The following is a 21,433-nucleotide window of genomic DNA, read 5'->3' as shown; positions in this document are numbered from 1 at the left end:
CGGGATAACCTTCACCTACGGAGTGCCTTCCGCCAGGGAACATCAGGACCTCAGGAATCCCGATCTTCCCTTGCCGGACAGGCACTTCCGTGTCTCACCCGCCGCCCAACACCCGCCGACCTGCAATTTCGAGGCTAGGCCGGCACGCTGCAGGATCAATCGGTCCCGGGCCGGCAGGCCGATGCGTTCAGCAGCGATCACCGCCAGCGACGCCACACCCCGCGAGTGACCGAGCCGCCAGGGCGAGCGGACGTCGGCGTAGTCGGCGAACCCCTCCAGCGCCGCCGTCAACCCCGCCTCGGTCAGCTCGCGGCCCAGGCTGGGTGAGTCGCGGATGACTCGGTCCCACGCGTCGTCGCGGTCCAACGTGGCAAGGATCGACTCGGCGTTCGCGCAGAAGCAGTCGACCAGTGCGGGGTCGAACTCGGTCCCCCGGCGCGAGCGCAACATCGCGACAGCGGCATCCACGCCACCCAGTCGGTGGTGCACCTCGACGTCGTCGGCGATGTGCACCAGTCGCATCACGACGTCGATCTGTTCGCCGGATCGGTTGCCGGGGGTCCCTTTCCCGTCCCACCGCTCGAACGCTTGCTGCAAGGGCCTGCGCACCTCCGGACCCAGACCGAGGCGAACTGCGAAGTCGCCGGTGGTCTGGCAATGGGTGACCATCGATCGACCGGCTTCGCCGACCCCGGAGGCAAGGAATCGGCCGAGCGCCGAGAGTCGGCGCAGCGAGGACTCGCCTGCAGCGAGGTGTCGCAGCAGGAACTTCAACGTCGGTATCGGAAGCTTGTCGACGTGATAGCTGTCGGCGCGCAGTTGGATGTCGTCGCCGAACCACGCCGCCATCTCGTGGGAGTCGGCGACACAGCCGACCCACGCCAGCAGCGACACGTAATACGCGGCCGCTCGGTCCTGTTCCGGCAGCCCCGCAGCGTCGGCGAGCGCCAAGGCGATGGCGGTCTGACGCAGCACGTGGGCCTGGGGCTGCCCCAGGCCCAGATCGGTCGCCAACGACAGAGCAGCGACGATTTCGGCCAGCCGGACGCCCGCACTCGTCTCGCCTGCCGCCACCGTCGGATTATCCCGCCGGACCGGCACCCCGGGCGGCTCGGCGTCGGCCGGAGGTTTCCGCGCCTTCCCGTTCGGCCCACCGATCCGCCCAGGCCTGCAGCGGCGGGTACAGCTCCAGCAGCGCCCGGCCCTCCTGCGTGAGTAGGTAGCCGTCCTCGGTCGAGGTCACCGCGCCGGCGGCGCGCAACTCCGCCAGTCGGGTATTGAGCACCGACGAACTCACTCCGCCGCAGCATGACTGCAGCCCGCGGAAGTTCACGGGTTGCGCCCGCAGTTCCCAGATGACCCGCAGCGTCCAACGGCGGCCCAGCAGGTCGAGCAGCGCCATGACCGGTTCGCCGCTGGTCGAGCCGCGAACCGGCCGGCCCGGCTGGAGACGGTCGCCCACCGGGAACCTCCTTGTGCTTGGCGAAACAGAAGCGATACCTTCGCGCTTCGAATACCGAAGCGCGAGGGGAACTATAGATGGACTCGGCGCCACCGCGGATCGTCCCGCTGCAGCCCCCGCACTCACCGGAGTTGGATGCTGCACTGCAGCGGTGGATGCCGCCCAACAGCGGCAGCGAACCGCTGGCACTGTTCCGGGTCCTCGCCCGCCACGAGGAGCTCTTCTCCCGTGCCCGGCCACTCGGTGCCGGGATACTCGGAAGCCACACCCTGTCGGCCAGGTTGCGCGAGCTGCTGATCCTGCGCACCTGCGCGCTGACCGGGGCGGAGTACGAGTGGGGCGTGCACGCGGTCGCGTTCGCTTCCGCCGTCGGACTCTCGCAGCGACAACTGGTCGCGACGACGGACGCCGGTCGCGACGATCCGGCACAGGGCGAGGCGCTCTGGGACGACGCCGAGTGCGCGGTGCTTCGACTGGCGGAAGAACTGCACGACACCAGTGCCATTTCCGACGCGCTGTTCGCCGAGCTCGAGCGGCACTTCACCCACGAGCAGATCATCGAACTCTGCCTCGCTGCCGGGTGGTACCACGCCATCTCCTACGTCATCCACGCCGCACGGCTGCCGCGGGAACTCTGGGCGATCCCGTTCCCGGCCGCAGCCGGCGAGAACTCCGCCCCAGCGCGGCGCTCAGGTGGGGTGACCACTCGATGTGACTCTTAGTCACATCCATGGTGGCCGAGACTCGGCTGACGTCCGGCCGCTGGGGCGCCCGGGTACGTCCGACATCGGTACGGACGTTTCCAGAAGTTGAGAATCAGTGCAAGAAACACCGTTCGACAATTGTGATCTTCGTTCGGTTGCGGGTCGCGGGCGTTTCGGCTCTCCGGTGGGCGGGCAGGGCTGGGGCGCGGTCCCGAGCAGCGCCCAACGGTGGACGGGCGTGTTGGCGGCGGAGTCGACGGGTGCCTGTTGCCCGCCCGGTGGAGCACCCTCGCGCCCGCACTCTCGAGGCGACCTGGACGGGTATTTCACGTGACGGTGTTGGCGCGGTCCGACGTGATTGAGGACAGCGACCCGAGCGGGTTACACCGCTCGCTGCGCGCCCTGAACTGGGCCAACTTTTTCCTCGCCGACCTGCAGTCCGGCCTGGGGCCGTTCCTCGGCATCTACCTGGTCAACCTGCCCGGGTGGGACGCGGAGGACATCGGTTGGGTGCTCGCTCTCAACGGGTTGGCCGGCTTGGCCCTCAGCGCCCTGGCCGGCGCGTTGATCGACATCACCCGGCGCAAACGACTGCTGATGGCGACCGCCGCCGGGCTGACGTCGCTGGGCACGCTCCTGATCACGCTGCGCCCGACCTTTCCGGTGGTGGCGTTCTCCCAGCTCCTGACCGGCGTGGCGGCGGTGGTGCTCCTGCCGGTCACCGCCGCGCTGGCGCTCGGCCTGGTCGGGCCGGAGCGCTACGCCGCGCAGACCGGACGCATGAACGCGTACAACCACGCCGGGAACGTCGTCGGTGCCGCGGTTGTCGGCGTGGTCGGGTACCTGGCCGGTCTGCGGTTCGGGTTCCTCCTGTCGGCCCTGTTCGGCGTGGCTGTGGTGGCGGCCGTGGCGGTGATCCGGCCCGGGTTGATCAGGCACGACGTCGCCCGCGGCCTGGACAACCAGGAAGGCCCGGCGGCGCAACCGTCGAAGCTGCGGACCCTGTTGCGCAACCGGTCCCTGCTGGCCTTCGCGGCGGCCGTTTGCCTCTGGCAGATGGCGAACGCCGCGATGCTGCCGCTGGCCTCGCAGAAGTTCGCGCTCGGGAACAGCCACCAGGGCGCGTTGTTCCTCGGCGCGTTGGTCGTGGTGGCGCAGGCCACGATGGTCCCGATGGCGCTGCTGGTGTCCCGAGCGGCTGACCGGTTGGGACGCAAACCCCTGCTGGTGCTGGCATTTCTCGTCCTGCCGATCCGCGGGGCGATGCTGGCCCTGACCAGGCACGCCGGACCGATCCTGGCGATCGAGGTGCTGGACGGGGTCGGCGCCGGGCTGTTGGAGCCGCTGCTGGCGATCGTGGTGGCGGACCTGACCCGGGGCACCGGCCGGTACAACATCGCGTTCGGCACCGTGACCATGATCCAGGGAATCGGGGTAGCCCTCAGCTTCAGCCTGGCCGGTGCCGACGTGGTGGTGGCCGGCTACCCGGCCGCCATGTTCACCCTGGCCGGGATCGCGTCGGTGGCGTTGCTGGTGCTACTGGTCGGCGTCCCGGAAACCGCGCGGCGGGCTGAACCGCACCGCCGGCTCATCTCGGCCCTGCCGAACCTGGTGCGGTGAGAGCAGCGCGCCCCTGCGTCGACCCCATCAGACCACCTCCACCACCTCAGGGGCGCTCGGGGCGATCGGAGGGTGCTGGTGCCGACGGTGGGCGACGACCCCGAAGGGCAACGTGACCAGGAGCAGTGCCAGAACCGGGATGGTCATGCCGAGCGCGACACCCACCGTCTGGGTCAGAACCGCCGCGGCGGCGAATGTGAGCGAGGTGCAGACCTTCTGCGCACCGCCGGCCAACGCCAGCACTCGGTTCGCCTCGCCCTGCGCCAGTCGGTGCTGCATGCGGGTCTGGAACGAGGTCCAGCCCTGGAAAGTGATGCCCGCGACGACGACCATCGCGAGCGCGATCGGCCACCCGGCGACCGCCAGGGCGACGACCAGTAAGCCGGTCAGCGGCAGCAGCAGATGCATCGCCGACCTGTGCCGCCCGGTGAACCGCGGCAGCAGCGGGATGGCCAGCAACGATCCGACCGCGAACACGGCCTGCAGCAGGCCGAAGTCCGACGGCGGACGGTGGAAGTGGTAGGCCGTCAGCCCGGGGCCCAGCGCGTTGAACACCTCGAACATGCAGAGGAAACTGATCATCACCGCCATGTCGGTGAGGGTGTCCGCATCGGCCAGCAGAGCTCGCAGTCCGCCATGTCGTATCGCCCCGCCGGGCTCCTCCTGCCGAATCGACACGCGTCGCTCCGGGCACGGGATCGCGGCGATGAGGAAGAAGGACACCAGGTAGGACACCGCGTTGACGGCGAAGCCGGTCACCGGACCGAACAGGCGGATCACGCCGAGCCCGACCACTCCCCCGAACACCGCACCGAACTGGTAGACCGACCCGAGTCCGGCATTCGCGCCGGCCAGCGCCTCCTTGTCGACCAGGTGCGGGATGAAAGTGCGACTGGCCGGGAAATAGACGGCCGAACCCACCGTCAGCAGCACCTCGGCGGCGAAGATGCACGGAATCGGGCTGCCTGAGGTCGTGATCGCCACGCAGAGCAGCACGACCACGCCGCCGGACAGGCCGTCGACGAACAACAGCGACTTGCGCGGCGACACCTCGTGAATGAACCGGGCCACGACGACCGCGAAGAGAGCCGAGCACAACGTCGAGACGAGCATCAGCACCGGGACCAGCGCAGGCCTGCCCGCCAGCACGAACACGTTGGCGGCCGCCAGCGTATGGGCGGTGTTCCCCATGGAGCTGGTCAGCGTCGCCGCCATGTACCGGGTGAGCGGGTGTCTGGCGTGCGTCGCGAGCGCAGGTTTGTTCACCGAGTCCTCGAGCGCGGACATGGCTATCCGTTCATCACGAATCGTCGGCGGCCGGAGACCTCTGGACCGTTGCGTCGACGAGACGTCATACATTCCTCCATCTGCCTGTCGACCGGTCCCAGGTGCACTCGAGCGGAACGGCGACGGCGTCACAACGACGCGGAACCCGCAGTCGTGAAAGTGTTTTCACCATTGGCCATGACCATCGTGACGGCCCGGCGATTCAAGATCTCCTCTTCCGCACGGGGCCTCGCGCAAACCCCGCCGGACACGCCGGACGTACGCACTTCTCCGACCGGAACTAGTAGCTGACTAGTAGTCAGTTTCGGTGGATCTTGGTCGCGCGGGATAGATCACACTCTCGGACCTCGGTGGCTTGACCCTCCGCCGAGGCGGGTATGAGCCCGCTGAAGGGGCCGCAAACCCATTGACGCTGAGCAATCCGGAGGCCGCAGTGGCGAAGCATCTTCGCATCGCACAAGTAGCTCCGCCGTTCTTCTCGATCCCGCCGGACAAGTACGGCGGGATCGAGATGATCGTCGCGATGCTGGTGGACGGGTTGGTGGCGCGAGGGCACGAGGTGACCTTGATCGCCGCGGGAGATCCGCCCCCGCGCGGGAACTTCGAGGCGACCTTCGACGAGCCGCAGCGGGCGGGCCTGGGCGACTCGCTGGTCGAGCTGACCCACGCCGCCCGGGCGGCTGCGGTCCTGGACAACCTCGAGCTGGACGTGATCCACGATCACACCCTGTCCGGCGCCGCGATGGCGCGTGGCCGCAAAGCGCCGGTGGTCATCACCTCGCACGGCCCGGCCACCGGGGGTTGGGGGCAGTACCTGGACGCCGTCGCTGCCGCGGTTCACCTCGTCGCGATCTCCGAGTCGCAGATGAAGCTGAACCCCGAACTGCCTTGGCGGACGGTCATCCACAACGCGGTCGACACCACGCAGATCAAGGTGACGGAGAACAAGTCCGACCACCTGGTCTGGATGGGCCGGATGTGCGAGGAGAAGGGCGCGCACGTGGCCATCGACGTGGCCCGGGCTGCCGGGCGGTCGATCGTGCTGGCGGCGAAGTGCTTCGAGCCGGCCGAGCAGGAGTACTTCGAGAAGTTCGTCCAGCCTCGGCTCGGCGACGACGTCGACTGGCGCGGTGAGGTGGGCGGCGCGGAGAAGTACCGCATGCTCGGCGAGGCGGCCGGCTTCCTGTTCCCGCTGCAGTGGGAGGAGCCCTTCGGGCTGGCGATGGCCGAGGCGCTGGCCTGCGGCACGCCGGTGCTGGCGCTGCGCCGCGGCGCCGTGCCGGAGATCGTCCAGGACGGCGTCACCGGATACGTCCGCGACACGACCGAAGAACTCGCGGCGGCCATCGGGCATCTCGACCGCCTCGACCCGTTCGCCTGTCGCTTCCGGGTGGACGAGTACTTCAGCCCGAAATTGATGGTCGACCGGTACGAGCTGCTCTTCCAACAGGTCGCGGCCGCACAGTGAGCGAGCTTGCGAGTGAACCAATGTCACAGTGTCAGCCGGTGACAAGCACGCACGGGCGGACGGAGGCGCGCCAGTGACCGAGCCTGTGGCCCAGACGGCGTTGAACCCGGACACGGCTCCGCCGTCGACCCGCGGTGCCGATGCCCTGCAGCAGGTCTGCGGCCAGGTGTTCAGCATCGCGGGGCCGGACGGTGACATGACCGAGGGGCTGCACGGCCTGTACGCCGGCGACATCCGCATGGTGTCGGTACTGCGGTTGCGGGTGGACGGGCAGTATCCGGAACTGCTGTCGGTGCAACGCCCGACCCGCGATTCCCGCGTGCTGGTTCTGGGCCGGGTTCTGCCGGTCGGCGCGGCCGACAGCGTGCTCCTGGTGGAGCGGGAGCGGCGACTGGACCACTGCCTGGACGAGACCGTTACCCTGCGCAATTTCGGGCGGGACCCGGTCGGTCTGGCGCTGGAGATCGAGGTGGGCAGCGACTTCGCCGATCTGTTCGCCGTGAAGGAAGGACGGACCTCGGCGGTGCGGGCAACGTTGCAACCGCAGCCGCCTGCGGCGCCCACCGATCCGCATGCCCTGCCGGTGCTGTTGCGGTTCGGGCCGACGCTTCGGTCGCCCTCGGTCGCGGCGCCGCACCTGTCAGTGGCAGGCGACGGTGAGCCAGAGGTCGACGGCGGCGTCCTGCGCTGGATGCTGAGATTGGACGCCAATTCCTGCCGCAGCGTTCGGGTCCGGCTGGAGCCGAAGCTGAGCGATTCGGATCCGACGTCCTGGCTGACCGAACCCCAACTGCTCTCCCGCGACCCCGCTCCGGTCCTGCGCGGCGCGGCCTGGATCGACTGCAGCGGTCCCGGGCCGGCCCAGGTGCTGCGCCGAGCCGTCGCGGACCTCGACGGCCTGCGGCTGAACCTGCCGCACACCCGCACGCCCATCCTCGCCGCCGGGGCGCCGTGGTTCATGACGCTTTTCGGTCGCGACAGTCTGCTGGCCGGTTACATGGCGCTCCCGTGGGACCCCGCATTGCTCTGCGGAGCTCTGGAAGCCCTGGCCGCAACCGCGGGCCGCGACACCAACCCGGTGGTCGAGGAGGCTCCCGGGCGGATCCTGCACGAACTGCGCCTGGGCGAGGAAGGTGCGCGCGCGATCGGCGGGCACCGCTACTACGGGTCCGTCGACGCGGCACCGTTGTTCATGATGATGCTGGCGGAGGCCTGGCGGTGGGGCGCCGACGAGCGCTGGGTGCGCGGCCTGCTGCCGACCGCCGACGCCGCGCTGGAGTGGGCACGGACCAAAGCCGCCGCACATCCGGCCGGATTTCTGGCTTACCGCCGCTCGACCCCGGCCGGATTGTTCAACCAGGGCTGGAAGGACAGCTTCGACGGGGTCAACGACAACGCCGGGGAGATCCCCGAACCGCCGATCGCGTTGTGCGAGGTGCAGGCCTACCACTACCGGGCGCTGCTCGACCGTGCCGAACTCGCCGAGGCCTGCGGGGATGACGAGCGGGCGCATCGAATGCGGGACGACGCCGCCGAGTTGCGGGCACGCTTCCACGAGGCGTTCTGGCTGCCCCGGCAGGGTTTTCCGGCCATCGCGCTGGACGGCTCCGGTCACCCGGTCGACGCGCTGGCCAGCAACGCCGCGCACTGCCTCTGGGCCGGACTGCTCGACGACGATCCCGCCGCCGAGCTGATCGCGAAACTGGCCCGGCCCGACATGGCCAGCGGCTGGGGCCTGCGGACGCTGAGCACCACCATGGCCGCCTACAACCCGATGAGCTACCACAACGGCTCGGTCTGGCCGCACGACACAGCGCTGGCTGTGGCCGGCCTGGCCCGCCACGCACACCTGCCCGGTGCCGGTGCCTTGGCGCGGCGGCTGGCCGGTGACCTGATCAACGCCGCCTGCGAGTTCGGCGGCAGCCTGCCGGAGTTGATGTGCGGGTTCGCCGCGCAGGACTACCCGCGGCCGGTGCCGTACCCCTCGTCCTGCTCCCCGCAGGCCTGGGCCGCGGCGGCACCGCTGCTGCTGCTGCGTTCCCTGCTGCGGCTCGAACCGAACCTCCCGGCCGGCCGCATCGGCCTGGACCCGATGCTTCCTGCGGAGTGGGAGACGGTTTCGATCAGCGGGCTGCGACTCGGCGCGAGCACCTGGGACCTGGTCGCGACGGGATCGGAAGGCCACTTGCAGCCCAGCACCTCGGGCCGGCAGACCCAGCCCGGAACATCCGATCCCTCGCACTGCTCGTGAGCCATAGATTCTGACGCGCCATCAGTCCCCGCCGGTCACAACCCCAGCGACCGGCCCACGATCTCGCGCATGATCTCGTTGGTGCCGCCGTAGATGCGCTGCACCCGGCCGTCGCGCCAGGCGCGCGCGATCGGGTACTCCTCCATGTACCCGTAACCGCCGTGCAGCTGCAGGCAGCGGTCGAGCACGCGCCACTGCAGCTCGGTCGTCCACCACTTCGACCCGGCCGCCTCCTCGGCGGTGAGTTCGCCGTTGGTCAGCGCCTCGATCTGGCGGTCGACGAAGACCCGCGCGATGTCCAGCTCGGTGCGCATCTCGGCGAACTCGAACCGGTTGTGCTGGAAGGTCCCGATCGGCTGGCCGAAAGCCTTGCGCTGCTTGGCGTACTCCAACGTCCAGCCGAAAGCGACCTCGGCCACGGAGACCGCGTTGACCGAGATGCTCAGTCGTTCCTGGGGAAGCTTGGCGACCAGCTGCCGGAAACCCGAACCCTCCGCGCCCAGCAGGTTGGCGACCGGAACCCGCACGTCGGTGAAGGACAGTTCTGCGGTGTCGTTGGCGTGCAGGCCGATCTTCTCGAGCCTGCGCCCGCGCTCGAATCCCGGCATGCCCGTCTCGATGACGATCAGGCTCATCCCGTCGTGGCGCTTGGTCGTGTCGGTCTTGACCGCGACGATCACCAGGTCGGACTGGATGCCGTTGGTGATGAAGGTTTTCGCGCCGTTGACCACGTAGTGGTCGCCGTCGCGCACAGCCGTCGTGCGGATCGAGGCCAGGTCCGACCCGGTGCCGGGTTCAGTCATCGCGATCGCGGTCATCAGTTCACCGGAACAGATCCCCGGCAGCCACCGGGCCTTCTGCTCCTCGGTGGCCCCGGTGAGGAAGTACGGCAGACAGACATCGTTGTGCAGGCCGATGCAGGCACCGGCGCCGATCACGCCGGCGCGCGCGAACTCCTCGCTGATCACGGCGTTGAACCGGAAGTCCGGCGTGCCCCCACCGCCGTACTCCTCCGGCGCGGCGAAGCCGAGGAAACCGGCCTTCCCGGCCTTGCGGAACAGCTCCTTGTCGGTCATCCCCGCCTGCTCCCAGGCGGCGGCGTGCGGCGCCATCTCCTTCTCCACGAAGCTGCGGAAGCCCTCCCGGAACAACTCGTGCGTGTCGTCGTACAGCGATCGACGCATGACATTCCTCCCGGAACGGCGGGCACCGAGCTCGAGCGCTCGGAGGCGAGGGGATCTGTGCGGAGCAGGGGCGCGAGAATCGTAACCATGGACATCGAACTGCTCGAGACCGTCGAACACGAAACCGGCCCGCAACCGCAGTGGACAGTGCTGCTGCTGCACGGCCTGGGCGACAGCGGCGACGGCTGGGCGCCGTTGGTCCCCGAGCTGCTGCGGAAGGACTGGCCGGCGCTGCGGTTCGTGTTCCCGCACGCACCGATCCGGCCGGTGACGATCAACGGCGGCATGCGCATGCGGGCGTGGTACGACATCGTCGACCTCGAGGACATCGACAACCGCGCCGACGAGGCCGGGGTGCTGGCGTCGGCGGCCCAGGTCGAGGCGCTGATCGCGCGCGAGTCCGAGCGTGGCGTGCCGCGAACCCGGATCATCCTGTCCGGCTTCTCCCAGGGCGGCGCGATCGCGATGGCCGTGGCCCTGTCGAACCCGAAGCCGCTGGGCGGCCTGATCGCGCTGTCGACCTACCTCCCCATGCCGGACCGACTGATCGGCGAGGACCATCCGCCGCACCCGCTCCCACCGGTGTTCATGGCCCACGGCCGCCACGATGCGGTGCTGCCGCACCGTGCCGGGGAACTCGCGGCCGACCACCTCGGCAAGCTCGGCTACGACGTCGAGTGGCACTCCTACCCGATGGGGCACGAGGCGTGCCTGGAGGAGCTCACCGCGATCTCCGACTGGCTGACGCTGCGGTTCCGCGGCGCCTGACGCACCGTCAGCCGGCCAGGCGCGGCACGGTCCGGGCGCGGCTGCGGAAGGTGCGGCGGTAGGTGTCCGGGGGCACGCCGAGGGCTTGGTTGAAGTGGCGGCGCAACGTCGTCGCCGTGCCCATCCCGGTGGCCCCGACGATCGACTCGACGCTGTCGTCGGTGGTCTCCAGCAGCTCCTGCGCCCGGCGGATCCGCTGGTTCAGCAGCCACTGCAGCGGCGTGGTGCCGGTGGCGGACCGGAAGTGGCGGCCGAGGTTGCGTGAGCTCATGTTCGCCTGCCGGGCGAGGTCCTCGACGCTCAGCGACTCCTCGAGTCGCTCGATGACCCAGCCGAACAGGTCGGTGAGCCAGTGGTCGTCCGGGTCGGGCATCGGCGTGGCGACGAACTGGGCCTGGCCGCCGGCCCGGTGCGGCGGGACGACCAGCCGACGGGCCACCGCGTTCGCCACCGCCGAACCGTGGTCGAGGCGGATCAGATGCAGGCACAGGTCGGTGGCGGCGGACTTCCCCGCCGAGGTGAGCACCGTTCCATCGTCGACGTAGAGCACGCTCGGGTCCACCTCGACCGCCGGGTAGCGGGCTGCCAGGACTTCGGTGTGCACCCAGTGCGTGGTGGCGCGGCGCCCGTCCAGCAGGCCGGCGGCGGCCAGCACGAACGCGCCGGTGCACAACGACGCCACCCGGGCACCGGCCCGGTGCGCCGCGCGCACCGCGTCGACCAACGCGGCGGGCGGGTCGAGCGTCGGGTCGGCCCAGCCGGGCACGATCACGGTGTCCGCCCGTTTCAGGTGGGCCAGGCCGTGGTCCGGCTCCAACCGGAACCGGCCGACCTGCACCGGCCCCGGTCCGCACACCGCGAATCGGTACCAGGGATCGGCGATCGAGCTCAGGTCGGTGCCGAAGATCTCGCAGGCGACGGACAGCTCGAAATGGAGCATCCCCTCGGTGACCGCGAGTGCGACCGATCGCATGTCCGAAATTGTACGCATAGTGGCTTTCCAGACACTCGCGCCGGCGGCCCGGTCGCGGCGAGGATCTCCTGGCTCACACCCACGGAAGGGAAATCGGCCATGACATCGACGATGGAGTCTGAATCGGTGAAGACGTTCCGCGCGCTGCACGACGGGCCAGGCCTGCTATGCCTGGCGAACGCCTGGGACGCGGGCAGCGCCCGGCTCGTCGAGAGTCTGGGCGCTCCTGCGGTGGCGACCACCAGCGCCGGCTTTGCCTGGGCCCTCGGGCACGCCGACGGTGAGCGGATCCCCGCCGCCGTAGCGATCGCCGCGGCCGGGAACGTCGCCCGCGTCCTGTCCGTGCCGCTGAGCGTCGACGTCGAGGGCGGTTGGGCGGCCGAACCGGCCGCCGTGGCCGAGAACGTCGCAGCGCTGAGCGAGCTCGGCGTCGCCGGGATCAACATCGAGGACGGCGACGACTCGCCCAAGCTGCTCGCAGCCAAGGTCGCCGCGATCAGGGCGAGCTCCGCGGTCTTCGTCAACGTGCGCACCGACGTCTACCTGCGCGGTCTGGCTCCGGAGGCCGATCGTGTGGCCGAGGTGCTGGCCCGCGCCGAGCGCTACCGCGACGCCGGCGCGGACGGGCTGTTCGTGCCGGGGATCTGCGTTCCCGACGAGATCGCGGCGGTCGCCGAGGCCGCGGGCCTGCCTTTGAACGTGATGGCCTGGCCGGGTCTGCCGAGCAACGCCGAGCTCACCGCGCTGGGCGTGCGCCGGTTCAGCGCCGGGGCCTCGATCGCGGCGGCGGTGTGGGGCGTGGCGCGCGAGCTGACCGAGGCGTTCCTGGCCGGCACGGTCGCGGACGCGCCGAGCCACTGGGCCATGGACTACGGGGAGATCCAGCAGTTGTTCGGCTGACGAAGCGGCGCGCGCAGACCTGACGCAGCGTCAACGCCAGGAAAGCGCCGGATCGGACAGAATGACTGGCGGCGCCGAACGCGTCCCCGCCAGTTTCAAGGTATAGCTGGGAGGGGGGCTTGCCGCAAGGACCCCGTCGTACCGCACAATCGCCGGCCGGGGGTGGGGCCGTTTCGCGGCCCCGCACACGGAACTCGGGACGGGGAGCTCGTGAGCGAAAGCGCGTTCGATCTGCCGGCGCGGTTGGCCGCCAAGACCGATCCGGCGTTGATCGCCGCCGACGAGCGGCACTTCGCCGCGCTCGCCGAAAGTCTGCGGCACTCGATCGCGGACGTGTCCGCACGGCTCGACGCCGAACGCCGGGCGCCCGGCGGCAAGGGCCGCGAGGCCATGGACCGCGACCTGGAAGTCCACCGGCTCACCGGGCGACTGCGCGCCCTGCGTCGCTACGGCCTCGACCTGTGCCTGGGCCGCATGGACCCGGCGGACGGCTCCGCGCCGGTCTACGTGGGCCGGCTCGGGCTCACCGACAGCAGCGGCCACCGGTTGCTGCTCGACTGGCGATCGCCGGCGGCCGGGCCGTTCTTCGGCGCCACCCACGCGAACCCGATGGGGCTGGCCGCCCGCCGGCGCTACCGCTGGACGGCGGGGCGGATCAGCGACTACTGGGACGAACTGTTCACCGCCGAGGGCGTCGAGGGGCACCCGGCGCTGGACGATCAGTCGGCATTCCTGGCGAGCCTCGGCGCCAACCGCACCGAACGGATGCGCGACGTGCTGGCCACCATCGCCGCCGATCAGGACGCGATCATCCGGGCGGGCTCGCGCGGCGCCCTGGTCGTCGACGGTGGCCCGGGCACCGGCAAGACCGTCGTCGCCCTGCACCGCGCCGCCTACCTGCTGTACTCCGACCCGCGCCTGGACCGCCGCCACGGCGGCGTGCTGTTCGTCGGCCCGAGCCGGCCGTACCTGGCCTACGTCTCCGACGTCCTGCCCAGCCTCGGCGAGGACGGCGTGCGGACATGCATCCTGCGCGACCTGGTTCCTGAAGGCCCGACGGCCGGCCCCGAGACCGACCCGGAAGTGGCCCGGCTGAAGGCCTCGGCCCGGTTCGTGACGGCGATCGACGCGGCGGTAGCCATCTACGAGGAGATCCCCAAGAAGGCCACCACGATCGAGACGCCCTGGGCCGAGGTCGAACTGAGCACGGGCGACTGGGCCGACGCCTTCGACGCCGTCGAACCCGGGACGCCGCACAACGAGGCCCGGACCGCGATCTGGGCGGCACTGGTCACCACCCTGGTCGGCAAGCACGCCGAGGACGTGCCGGAGGACCAACTCCGGCGGTCGCTGCGCAGCAACCGCGACCTGCACGACGCGGTCAACCGGACCTGGCCGCTGCTGGAGGCCCCGGACATCGTCGGTGACCTGTGGTCGGTGCCGGCCTACCTGCGTAAGTGCGCACCGTGGCTGGACGTCGCCGACGTGCGTCGCCTGCAACGTCCCGAGGCGGCGGCCTGGACGGTGTCGGACCTGCCGCTGTTGGATGCCGCCCGGCATCGGCTCGGTGACCCCACGGCCGCGCACCGAGAGCTTCGGAACGAAGCGGTGCTGGCCGGCGAACACGAACGCATGTCCCGAGTCGTCGAGGAGATGCTCGCGGCCGACGACGACGGTGAGGGCGCGATCACGATGCTGCGCGGGGACGACCTCGTCGACGCCCTCGTCGACCAGAGCGCGCTGCCCGGCGCCGAGATCGACTCGTTGTCCGGGCCGTTCGGGCACATCGTGGTCGACGAGGCCCAGGAACTCACCGACGCACAGTGGCAGATGCTGCTCGCCCGGTGCCCGTCGCGCAGCTTCACGATCGTCGGCGACCGAGCCCAGGCCCGACAGGGGTTCACCGAGTCCTGGCAGGAGCGGCTGAACCGCGTCGGCGTGGACCGGGTGGAACTCGCGACGCTGAGCATCAACTACCGGACCCCGGCGGAGATCATGGCCGAGGCCGAGCCGGAGATCCGAGCCGCGCTGCCGGACGCCAACGTGCCGGTTTCGATCCGCAGCAACGGCATCCCGATCCGCCGCGGCAGCGCGGCCGAGTTGGGATCGATCGTCGAGGCCTGGCTTGCCGAGCACGACGAGGGAATCGCTTGTGTGATGGGCGATCCGGGGTTCCGCGCTCCGGCCCGGGTGCGGTCACTGACGCCGGAGGAGTCCAAGGGGCTGGAGTTCGACCTGGTCGTGCTGGTCGACCCGGCGGGCTTCGGCGACGGCGTCGCGGGCGCCGTCGACCGCTACGTCGCGATGACCCGGTCCACCAGTCGACTGGTGCTCCTGAAGCGGTGACGCCCCGGCCGGCCCGGTCGCCGAGCCGAACTGATCCCCGTCAGTTCCGGGCCGGCCGCCTTGTGGGCTCAAGTAGCGGGCGGCGCGCCGTTGCCCGCCTCGCCCGAGTAAGCGGCCAGGTCGACCAGCAGCTGTGCCGGCAACGAGAGCTCGTCCAGCCCGGCCGGGGACAGCAGGCGGATCTTGGCGTCGCCGGACCTGCTCAGCACGACCCGGACCACCCGGGCGTTGTCCGGGTCCGGCCGACGGACCACGTAACCGGCCGTCTCCGCCCGGTTGACCAGCTCGACCGTGCTGTGGTGCCGGATGCAGAGGTAGTCGGCGATCTCGCCCATGCTCGGGCCCTGCGGGTCGGGATGTCCCTTGATCGTCAGCAGCAGTTGGTGCTGCGCCGGGGTGAGGCCCTGCGACCGGGCCTGCGCCTCACTCCACTGCTGGAAGCGGCGTAGCGCAGTACGTACGCCGAGCAGCCGCTCGTAGTCCGCGTCGGACATGGCGGGTGCGGGTCGACTCATGGGCCGAAATCATGCCGGATCCTGCTGAGCAAAGGGCCGCGCCGGACCCCTCGGCGAGAGGGGCCCGGCGCGGCGCTGACGGCGGGCCGGCTCAGGTGGTCGCGGGCTCTGGGGCCCGACGGTGCCGGGACCACATCTCGCTCTCCTCCTCGATGACGTCGCCGACTCCGGTGACCGTGTCGGTCGAACGGCGCTGGCTGAGCAGGTAGGGCAGGCCGACGAGCGCTGCACCGCCGACCAGGTTGCCCGGGACCGTGTAGAGCAGGTTGTGGCCCATGTCGCTCCACTTCGCGCTGCCCTCGAAGATCGCCAGCGCGAACAGCGTCATGTTCGCGACGCAGTGGTCGTAACCGGCGGCGATGAAGGCCAGCAAGCCCCAGAACAGCACGATCAGCTTCGCCGAGTCGGTGGTGGCGCGCGAGGCCATCCACAGCGCCAGGCACACCAGCATGTTGCAGAGCACGGCGCGCCAGAACAGCTGGCCCGCCGGAGCGGCCATCTTGCTGTGGACGACCCCGCTCAGCATCGTGATCGGGGCAGCGGCCACAGCCGGCTTGCCCGCAGCGGCCGGCTTGGCGCCCAACTCGAGGATTCCGGAGGCGTAAACCATCCCGGCGAACCCGAGCGCGCCGAGGAAGTTGCCGACCAGCGACGCAACGTTCACGGCGATTGCCTCGACCAGCGAGACCCGCCCCCGCAACCAACCGATCAGCATGAGCATGTTGTTGCCCGTGAAAAGTTCGGCACCGGCGAACACGACCAAGGTCAGTGCGATGCCGAACACGCACCCGGAGACCAGCTTGGTCGCCACGTTGCTCGCGGCGAAAAGCGGCCCGGCGGCGGTGAGCATCAGCACGATCGCCACGCCCACGTAGGCGCCCGCAAGCATCGACAGCATCAGGTACCGCGGCAGGTCCCGGACCGCCTTGGCCTTGCCGGCCGCTACTTGGGCCGCTTCGTCTACAGACTCCGGCAACGGCAACGGCATCTCTAACTCCCCAATCACTACGTATGGATCGAATGCCCGAAGACGTAACCGGGCCGATGCCGGACAGTCGACATTGCCCATGTTTCGGCCCGCGACCGTGACGTGTTCCAGGGAAGTAACAGAGATTTCCCAGCAGCGCCGAGCGGTCAGTGCTGGTCGAGTTCCGCGCTCGGATGGATCACCGGTCGGTACCCGGCCGCCAGGGTCGCGACGGTGGCCCGCGGGGTCAGCACCTCGACCGGCCCGGGCCCGTACTCGACGGGTTCCCGGTAGCCGCCCGGCGTCCAGGTCAGCAGACGGTCGCCGTGGACCAGGCGGGCGACCCCGTCATGCCGGACGACCGTCCCGGTCGGGAGCCCACCGCAGGCGTCGGTCCAGGTCCGGGGCTGCCCCGGGGCGAGCAGGCGGTCGGCGTGCAGGCGGGCGTCGATCGCCGCCACCTTCGGCGGGTCGGCGGGGTGGGCGATGACCCAGGCCGCCTTGAACGCCCGGTGGTCGCGGTTGCGGCACTCCCCGCACGGCCGGTGCCCGGCGGCCAGCGCGGTCGCCTCGTCAAGGAAGTACAGCTCGGTCAACCGACGCGGCTGCCACTGCACCCGGCGCCGGCCACGGAACGCCAGCACGCAGATCAGCCACATGCGCCCGGAGGAGTAGCGGGACAGCCGGCCCGCGGCATCGACCAGGCAGCCCCGGCTGCCCCAGAACAGGCCGCGGTCGGGAACGGCGAGCAGCGTCCCGTCGGGGGCCACCCGGTTGGTCCGCGCGGGCGTCACCGCCCCAGGATCGCGCACCGGATAAGGGCTTTTCCACTGAGTTACCGGGGAGTAGGGTAGCTACGTGACCAGCGTTGCCGCCCCGGCGACGGGCTATCTCGACGACGTCGCGATGATCGCGCGCGTGCTCGCCCTCATCGACGCGGGCACCACCGAGCTCGGCCCCCGCGTCGGGCGCGTGCCGATCCGGAATTACGTGGAGCCGGCCCGCCTCGAGCGCGAGATCGCTCTGCTGCGCAGGCTCCCGGTGCCGTTCTGCCCGTCCGCCGTGGTCGCCGAGCCCGGCTCGTTCCACGCCCGGTCCGCGGCCGGCGTGCCGATCGTGGTCGTGCGCGACCGGGCCGGAGCGCTGCGGGCCTTCCGGAACAGCTGCCGCCACCGCAGCACCCAACTGACCGCGGGCTCCGGGTGCGCGACCTCGTTGGTGTGTCCGTTCCACGGCTGGGTGTACGCCCTCGACGGGTCGCTGTCGGCGATCCCGCACGCCGCCGGCTTCCCCGGGGTCGACCGGGCCGACCGGGGCCTGGTCCCGGTGGCATGCATCGAGCACGCCGGGCTGGTCTGGGTCGACCAGGAGGGCCCTGGCTCGTTCGACGGGGTACGGGCGCTGCCCGGGCTGACGGAGGGTCAGATCCTCGTCCAACAGGGCGAGATCCCGGTCGCGGGGAACTGGAAGGTGCTCGTCGAGGGGTTCCTCGAGGGCTACCACATCCGCGCCACCCACAAGACGACGTTCCTGCCCTTCGGCTACGACAACACCACGGTGGTCCAGCACCACGGGCAGCACTCCCGGGTCGCGTTCCCATTCCGCCGGGTGGAGGCGCTGCGCGACCTGCCGCCAGAGCAGTGGCACGTCGCGGGCGTGCTGACGGTCGTCGACCACGTGTTCCCCAACGCGATCGTCGCCCGGCTGACCGCGCACACCGCGCTGGTCGTCATCGAGCCGGACGGCATCGGCCACACCAGGTTGATCACCTACAAGGTCGCCGAACCGGACGCGGCCGGCGGCGTGCCCGAGGCGGTCACGCGCGACATCAGCTTCGTCGAGCTGGGCCTGGTCGAGGACCGGGCGATGGCCGAGGCGGTGCAGCGCGGGCTGGCCGGTCGGACCGCCGACGTGCTGTTCGGGCAGTTCGAGAGCGCCCTGACACATTTCCACGACGGCCTGGCCGCACACCTGGACTGATCCGGCCCGCCTCGTGCGGGAACTCCGAGACCGAAGTCACGTGTCGGTCGCGCCACTTCGGCCCGAGAACATCGCATCTTTGTTCTGACGTAGGGTCAGAACCAGTGCCGGCAGTGGGGAGCACATCTTGATCGAGGTCGTGACCCAGGACGGCGTGGCGGTTGTGACGCTGCGTCACGGCAAGGTCAACGCGTTGGACGTCGAGCTGCTCGACGCCCTGACGGCAACGGTGCACGACCTGGAACGGTCGGCCGTCGCGGGGGTGGTGCTGACCTCGTCCGGCGCGACGTTCAGCGCCGGGGTGAACCTGCGTCGGGTGCTCGACGAGGGCCCGGCCTACGCGAAAGACCTGGTCCGCGCGCTGTCCGAGGCGTTCGTCGCGTGGTTCGCCACCCCGTTGCCGGTGGTCGCCGCCGTCAACGGTCACGCGATCGCGGGCGGCTGTGTGCTGGCCGCCACCGCTGACCGCCGGGTGGCCGCGGACGTCCCGTCGGCGTTGATCGGCGCCAGCGAGGTCCGCGTCGGTGTGCCGTTCCCGGCCGCGGCGCTCGAGGTGCTGCGCCACGCCTGCGGACCAGCCGTCGAGGCGGTGGTACTTGGCGCCGGCCTGCACTCCCCTACCGCGGCCGTCGAGCTCGGGCTGCTCCACGGCCTGACCGATCCGGACCGATTGCTGTCCGACGCCATCGCCACGGCCGGCGCCCTGGCTGCCGGAGCGCCGGCGGTCTACGGCCGGACGAAGCTGTCTCTGCGGGCCCCGACCTTGGCCCGAATTGCCGCCGCCGCGCCCGACGACCTGTCGATCGCCGAGATCTGGGGTGACCCGGCCACCCGCGAGCGCATCGCCGCGGCGATGCCCGGGGCGCGTGCGGCGGTGCCCGCCGCGGACCTCGTCCCTGATCCGCAGGAGTTCGCCAAGGCCTGGGCGGCGGCCTGGAACGACCGCGACGTCGAGTCGGTGCTCGCGCACTTCGCCGAGGGAATCACGTTCAGTTCCCCGGTGGCGGCACAGGTCGTCGGCGGCGACGGCGTGGTCCGGGGCAAGGACGCCCTGCGCGCGTACTGGAACCTCGCCCTGGAACGCGTCCCGGATCTGCACTTCGAGATCCTCGGGACCTACCGGGGCACAGACTCGGTGGTCATCCACTACCGCAACCAGAAGGGCATCGAGGTCTGCGAGGTGCTGCACTTCGCCGACGGCCTGGCCGTCGCCGGATACGCGGGCTACGCGGCCGGTTCGACCGATCCCGCCGGGGTCGATTGAGCCGGTGAGCACCAGTTGCTCCCGAGAGGGCGGAGGCGGGATGTCGCTGAACCTGTTCGACCTGACCGGCAAGACCGCGCTGGTCACCGGTGGCACGTCCGGGATCGGGCGAATGATCGCCCGCGGGCTGCTCCAGGCCGGTGCGTCGGTGACGCTGAGTTCGCGCAAGCAGGCCGCCGGGGACGCCGCGGTCGCCGAACTGGCCGAGTTCGGCGAGGTGTCGTTCGTAGCCGCGGATCTCGCCGACGAGGCGGCGACCGCGCAACTGGCCGCGGCCGTGGCCGGACGTACCGAGCGCCTGCACATCCTGGTCAACAACGCCGGCGCGGTGTGGGGTGCGCCGTTGGCCGACTTCCCGGCGGCGGCCTGGGACAAGGTGCTCGGCCTCAACGTCAAGGCCCCGTTCCTGCTCACGCGCGCGCTGCTGCCGCAACTGGAGGCGGCCGGCACCGCGGCGGACCCGGCCCGGGTGATCAACGTCGGCAGCATCGACGGCCTGCGAGTGACGAAGTGGCCGACCTACTCCTACTCGGCCTCGAAAGCCGCGATCCACCAGCTCACCCGGGTGCTGGCCCGCGAGCTCGGGCCGCGGCACATCACCGTCAACGCGATCGCGCCCGGCCCGTTCCGTACCAAGATGATGGCCGTGATGTTGGAGGAGCACGAGGCCGAGGTCGTGGCCTCCTCGCCGCTCGGCCGGGTCGGCACCGACGACGACATGGCCGGCGCTGCGATCTACCTGTCGAGCCGAGCCTCCGCCTACGTCACCGGCGTGGTCCTGCCGGTCGACGGCGGCATCTACACCACCACCTGACTTCGACGAAGGGCTGTCCATGACGCACCCGTTCTCCGCTGCAGTGGACGTCCCGGTCTCCGGCGGCAGCCTGCGGGTCGGGCTGTCCGGGCCGCCGCCCGGTTCCGGCGTCCCGGTGGTGGTCGCCGTGCACGGCATCACCGGCTCGCACCGGTCGTGGTCGCCGGTCGCCCGTCACCTCGGGGACTCCGTCAGCCTGCTCGCCCTCGACCTGCGCGGGCGTGGTGGGAGCTCGGAGGTGCCCGGGCCGTTCGGGATGGACACCCACGCCGCCGACGTGGCCGCCGTGCTGGACCACTTCGGGGTGGCCCGCGCGGTGCTGACGGGGCATTCCATGGGCGCCTACGTGGTCGCGCGGCTGGCGGCCAAGGCTCCCGAACGCGCGGTCGCGACCCTGTTGGTCGACGGCGGTCTGCCCTTGCCCGTCCCGCCGGACCTTGACCCCGACGTCGTGCTCGCGGCGATCCTCGGGCCGGCCCTGGACCGGCTGTCGATGAAGTTCGACTCGTTGGCGGACTACCAGGACTTCTGGCGCGTGCACCCGGCGTTCACGATCTGGACCGACGACGTCGCGGACTACATCGCCTACGACTGCGCAGACCCGGAAGCCTCTCCCGTGCACTCGCGCGTCGCCGCCGACGCCGTCCGCGCCGACGGCCGCGACCTGTTGGCGGGCGACGCGGCCACCGCGGCCCTCGCCGCCCTGCCCGGCCCCACCGTGCTGTTGTGGGCCCCGCGCGGCCTGCAGAACGAGCCCCGCCCCCTGCTGCCGCAGGCCGTGATCGAGGCAGGCCACCACGCTTGTCCGCACCTGCTGGACCAGGAGGTCGCGGACACCAACCACTACCTGATCCTGCTCGGCGATCGGGAGGCCGGCGTGGTGGCCGCCGAGATCCGCCGGCTCGCCGAAGCCTGACAACGCTCCGATCA

The 21,433-nt window shown here is 70.7% G+C and carries 19 protein-coding genes; 11 read left to right on the top strand and 8 right to left on the bottom strand.

What is annotated here, in order from left to right; genetic code table 11:
- Positions 1–42: 42 nt before the first annotated feature.
- Positions 43–1,074: a hypothetical protein gene (locus VHU88_09690; GenBank protein ID HEX3611945.1), complete on the bottom strand. Its 1,032-nt coding sequence runs from the start codon at positions 1,072–1,074 to the stop codon at positions 43–45.
- Positions 1,075–1,081: 7 nt separating this feature from the next.
- The gene (locus VHU88_09685; GenBank protein HEX3611944.1) at positions 1,082–1,462 is read right to left on the bottom strand and encodes a helix-turn-helix domain-containing protein; all 381 of its coding nucleotides are present in this window, start codon (positions 1,460–1,462) and stop codon (positions 1,082–1,084) included.
- Positions 1,463–1,539: 77 nt separating this feature from the next.
- Between VHU88_09685 and VHU88_09680 the strand changes: the two genes are divergently transcribed.
- Positions 1,540–2,184, top strand: coding sequence for a carboxymuconolactone decarboxylase family protein (locus tag VHU88_09680; protein HEX3611943.1), 645 nt, complete (start codon positions 1,540–1,542; stop codon positions 2,182–2,184).
- Between the two features lie 312 nt (positions 2,185–2,496).
- Complete coding sequence (locus tag VHU88_09675) at positions 2,497–3,786, top strand: MFS transporter (protein ID HEX3611942.1); 1,290 nt, start codon at positions 2,497–2,499, stop codon at positions 3,784–3,786.
- Positions 3,787–3,813: 27 nt separating this feature from the next.
- On the opposite strand, the gene VHU88_09670 is transcribed toward VHU88_09675, so the two are convergent.
- Entirely contained in the window at positions 3,814–5,073 is a 1,260-nt protein-coding gene (locus tag VHU88_09670) for an MFS transporter (GenBank protein HEX3611941.1), read from the bottom strand.
- Positions 5,074–5,506: 433 nt separating this feature from the next.
- Between VHU88_09670 and VHU88_09665 the strand changes: the two genes are divergently transcribed.
- Complete coding sequence (locus tag VHU88_09665; protein HEX3611940.1) at positions 5,507–6,541, top strand: glycosyltransferase family 4 protein; 1,035 nt, start codon at positions 5,507–5,509, stop codon at positions 6,539–6,541.
- A 73-nt stretch (positions 6,542–6,614) separates the two neighbouring features.
- Positions 6,615–8,792: a glycogen debranching N-terminal domain-containing protein gene (locus VHU88_09660; GenBank protein HEX3611939.1), complete on the top strand. Its 2,178-nt coding sequence runs from the start codon at positions 6,615–6,617 to the stop codon at positions 8,790–8,792.
- Between the two features lie 35 nt (positions 8,793–8,827).
- On the opposite strand, the gene VHU88_09655 is transcribed toward VHU88_09660, so the two are convergent.
- Positions 8,828–9,976 carry an acyl-CoA dehydrogenase family protein gene (locus tag VHU88_09655; GenBank protein HEX3611938.1) on the bottom strand — a complete coding sequence of 383 codons (1,149 nt, stop codon included), beginning with the start codon at positions 9,974–9,976 and terminating at the stop codon, positions 8,828–8,830.
- A gap of 87 nt (positions 9,977–10,063) precedes the next feature.
- Between VHU88_09655 and VHU88_09650 the strand changes: the two genes are divergently transcribed.
- Positions 10,064–10,744 carry an alpha/beta fold hydrolase gene (locus tag VHU88_09650; protein ID HEX3611937.1) on the top strand — a complete coding sequence of 227 codons (681 nt, stop codon included), beginning with the start codon at positions 10,064–10,066 and terminating at the stop codon, positions 10,742–10,744.
- Positions 10,745–10,751: 7 nt separating this feature from the next.
- On the opposite strand, the gene VHU88_09645 is transcribed toward VHU88_09650, so the two are convergent.
- Positions 10,752–11,717, bottom strand: coding sequence for a helix-turn-helix domain-containing protein (locus VHU88_09645; protein HEX3611936.1), 966 nt, complete (start codon positions 11,715–11,717; stop codon positions 10,752–10,754).
- Positions 11,718–11,843: 126 nt separating this feature from the next.
- On the opposite strand from VHU88_09645, the gene VHU88_09640 reads away from it, so the two are divergent.
- Both VHU88_09640 and helR read left to right on the top strand, forming a co-directional pair.
- The gene (locus tag VHU88_09640; protein ID HEX3611935.1) at positions 11,844–12,617 is read left to right on the top strand and encodes an isocitrate lyase/phosphoenolpyruvate mutase family protein; all 774 of its coding nucleotides are present in this window, start codon (positions 11,844–11,846) and stop codon (positions 12,615–12,617) included.
- Between the two features lie 210 nt (positions 12,618–12,827).
- A complete protein-coding gene (gene helR / locus VHU88_09635) occupies positions 12,828–14,963 on the top strand; it encodes an RNA polymerase recycling motor ATPase HelR (protein ID HEX3611934.1) in 2,136 nt (711 codons plus the stop codon).
- Positions 14,964–15,031: 68 nt separating this feature from the next.
- Here helR and VHU88_09630 read toward each other — a convergent pair whose 3' ends face one another.
- The 3 genes from VHU88_09630 to VHU88_09620 form a co-directional block, all read right to left on the bottom strand.
- Positions 15,032–15,478, bottom strand: a complete 447-nt coding sequence (locus VHU88_09630; GenBank protein HEX3611933.1) for a MarR family winged helix-turn-helix transcriptional regulator — start codon at positions 15,476–15,478, stop codon at positions 15,032–15,034.
- Positions 15,479–15,569: 91 nt separating this feature from the next.
- Complete coding sequence (locus tag VHU88_09625; GenBank protein ID HEX3611932.1) at positions 15,570–16,466, bottom strand: formate/nitrite transporter family protein; 897 nt, start codon at positions 16,464–16,466, stop codon at positions 15,570–15,572.
- A 146-nt stretch (positions 16,467–16,612) separates the two neighbouring features.
- Positions 16,613–17,239, bottom strand: coding sequence for a hypothetical protein (locus tag VHU88_09620; GenBank protein HEX3611931.1), 627 nt, complete (start codon positions 17,237–17,239; stop codon positions 16,613–16,615).
- A 64-nt stretch (positions 17,240–17,303) separates the two neighbouring features.
- Here VHU88_09620 and VHU88_09615 point away from each other — a divergent pair, with 64 nt between their 5' ends.
- The 4 genes from VHU88_09615 to VHU88_09600 all read left to right on the top strand — a co-directional run bounded on the left by VHU88_09615 (position 17,304) and on the right by VHU88_09600 (position 21,419).
- A complete protein-coding gene (locus tag VHU88_09615; GenBank protein HEX3611930.1) occupies positions 17,304–18,425 on the top strand; it encodes an aromatic ring-hydroxylating dioxygenase subunit alpha in 1,122 nt (373 codons plus the stop codon).
- A gap of 127 nt (positions 18,426–18,552) precedes the next feature.
- Complete coding sequence (locus VHU88_09610; protein ID HEX3611929.1) at positions 18,553–19,689, top strand: enoyl-CoA hydratase-related protein; 1,137 nt, start codon at positions 18,553–18,555, stop codon at positions 19,687–19,689.
- A gap of 40 nt (positions 19,690–19,729) precedes the next feature.
- Entirely contained in the window at positions 19,730–20,503 is a 774-nt protein-coding gene (locus VHU88_09605) for an SDR family oxidoreductase (GenBank protein HEX3611928.1), read from the top strand.
- Between the two features lie 19 nt (positions 20,504–20,522).
- A complete protein-coding gene (locus VHU88_09600) occupies positions 20,523–21,419 on the top strand; it encodes an alpha/beta fold hydrolase (GenBank protein ID HEX3611927.1) in 897 nt (298 codons plus the stop codon).
- Positions 21,420–21,433: the final 14 nt, after the last annotated feature.

This window comes from Sporichthyaceae bacterium (genome assembly GCA_036269075.1).
GTDB lineage: Bacteria > Actinomycetota > Actinomycetes > Sporichthyales > Sporichthyaceae > DASQPJ01.
The sequence above is the reverse complement of the archived record's forward strand: the minus strand, read 5'-3'. Positions and strand labels throughout refer to the sequence as shown.

Coding starts and splice junctions, on each gene's coding strand:
- VHU88_09630 (HEX3611933.1), bottom strand. CDS start 15,478: ATGAGTCGACCCGCACCCGCCATGTCCGACGCGGACTACGAGCGGCTG.
- VHU88_09645 (HEX3611936.1), bottom strand. CDS start 11,717: ATGCGATCGGTCGCACTCGCGGTCACCGAGGGGATGCTCCATTTCGAG.
- VHU88_09605 (HEX3611928.1), top strand. CDS start 19,730: ATGTCGCTGAACCTGTTCGACCTGACCGGCAAGACCGCGCTGGTCACC.
- VHU88_09650 (HEX3611937.1), top strand. CDS start 10,064: ATGGACATCGAACTGCTCGAGACCGTCGAACACGAAACCGGCCCGCAA.
- VHU88_09670 (HEX3611941.1), bottom strand. CDS start 5,073: ATGTCCGCGCTCGAGGACTCGGTGAACAAACCTGCGCTCGCGACGCAC.
- VHU88_09600 (HEX3611927.1), top strand. CDS start 20,523: ATGACGCACCCGTTCTCCGCTGCAGTGGACGTCCCGGTCTCCGGCGGC.
- VHU88_09625 (HEX3611932.1), bottom strand. CDS start 16,466: ATGCCGTTGCCGTTGCCGGAGTCTGTAGACGAAGCGGCCCAAGTAGCG.
- VHU88_09655 (HEX3611938.1), bottom strand. CDS start 9,976: ATGCGTCGATCGCTGTACGACGACACGCACGAGTTGTTCCGGGAGGGC.
- VHU88_09680 (HEX3611943.1), top strand. CDS start 1,540: ATGGACTCGGCGCCACCGCGGATCGTCCCGCTGCAGCCCCCGCACTCA.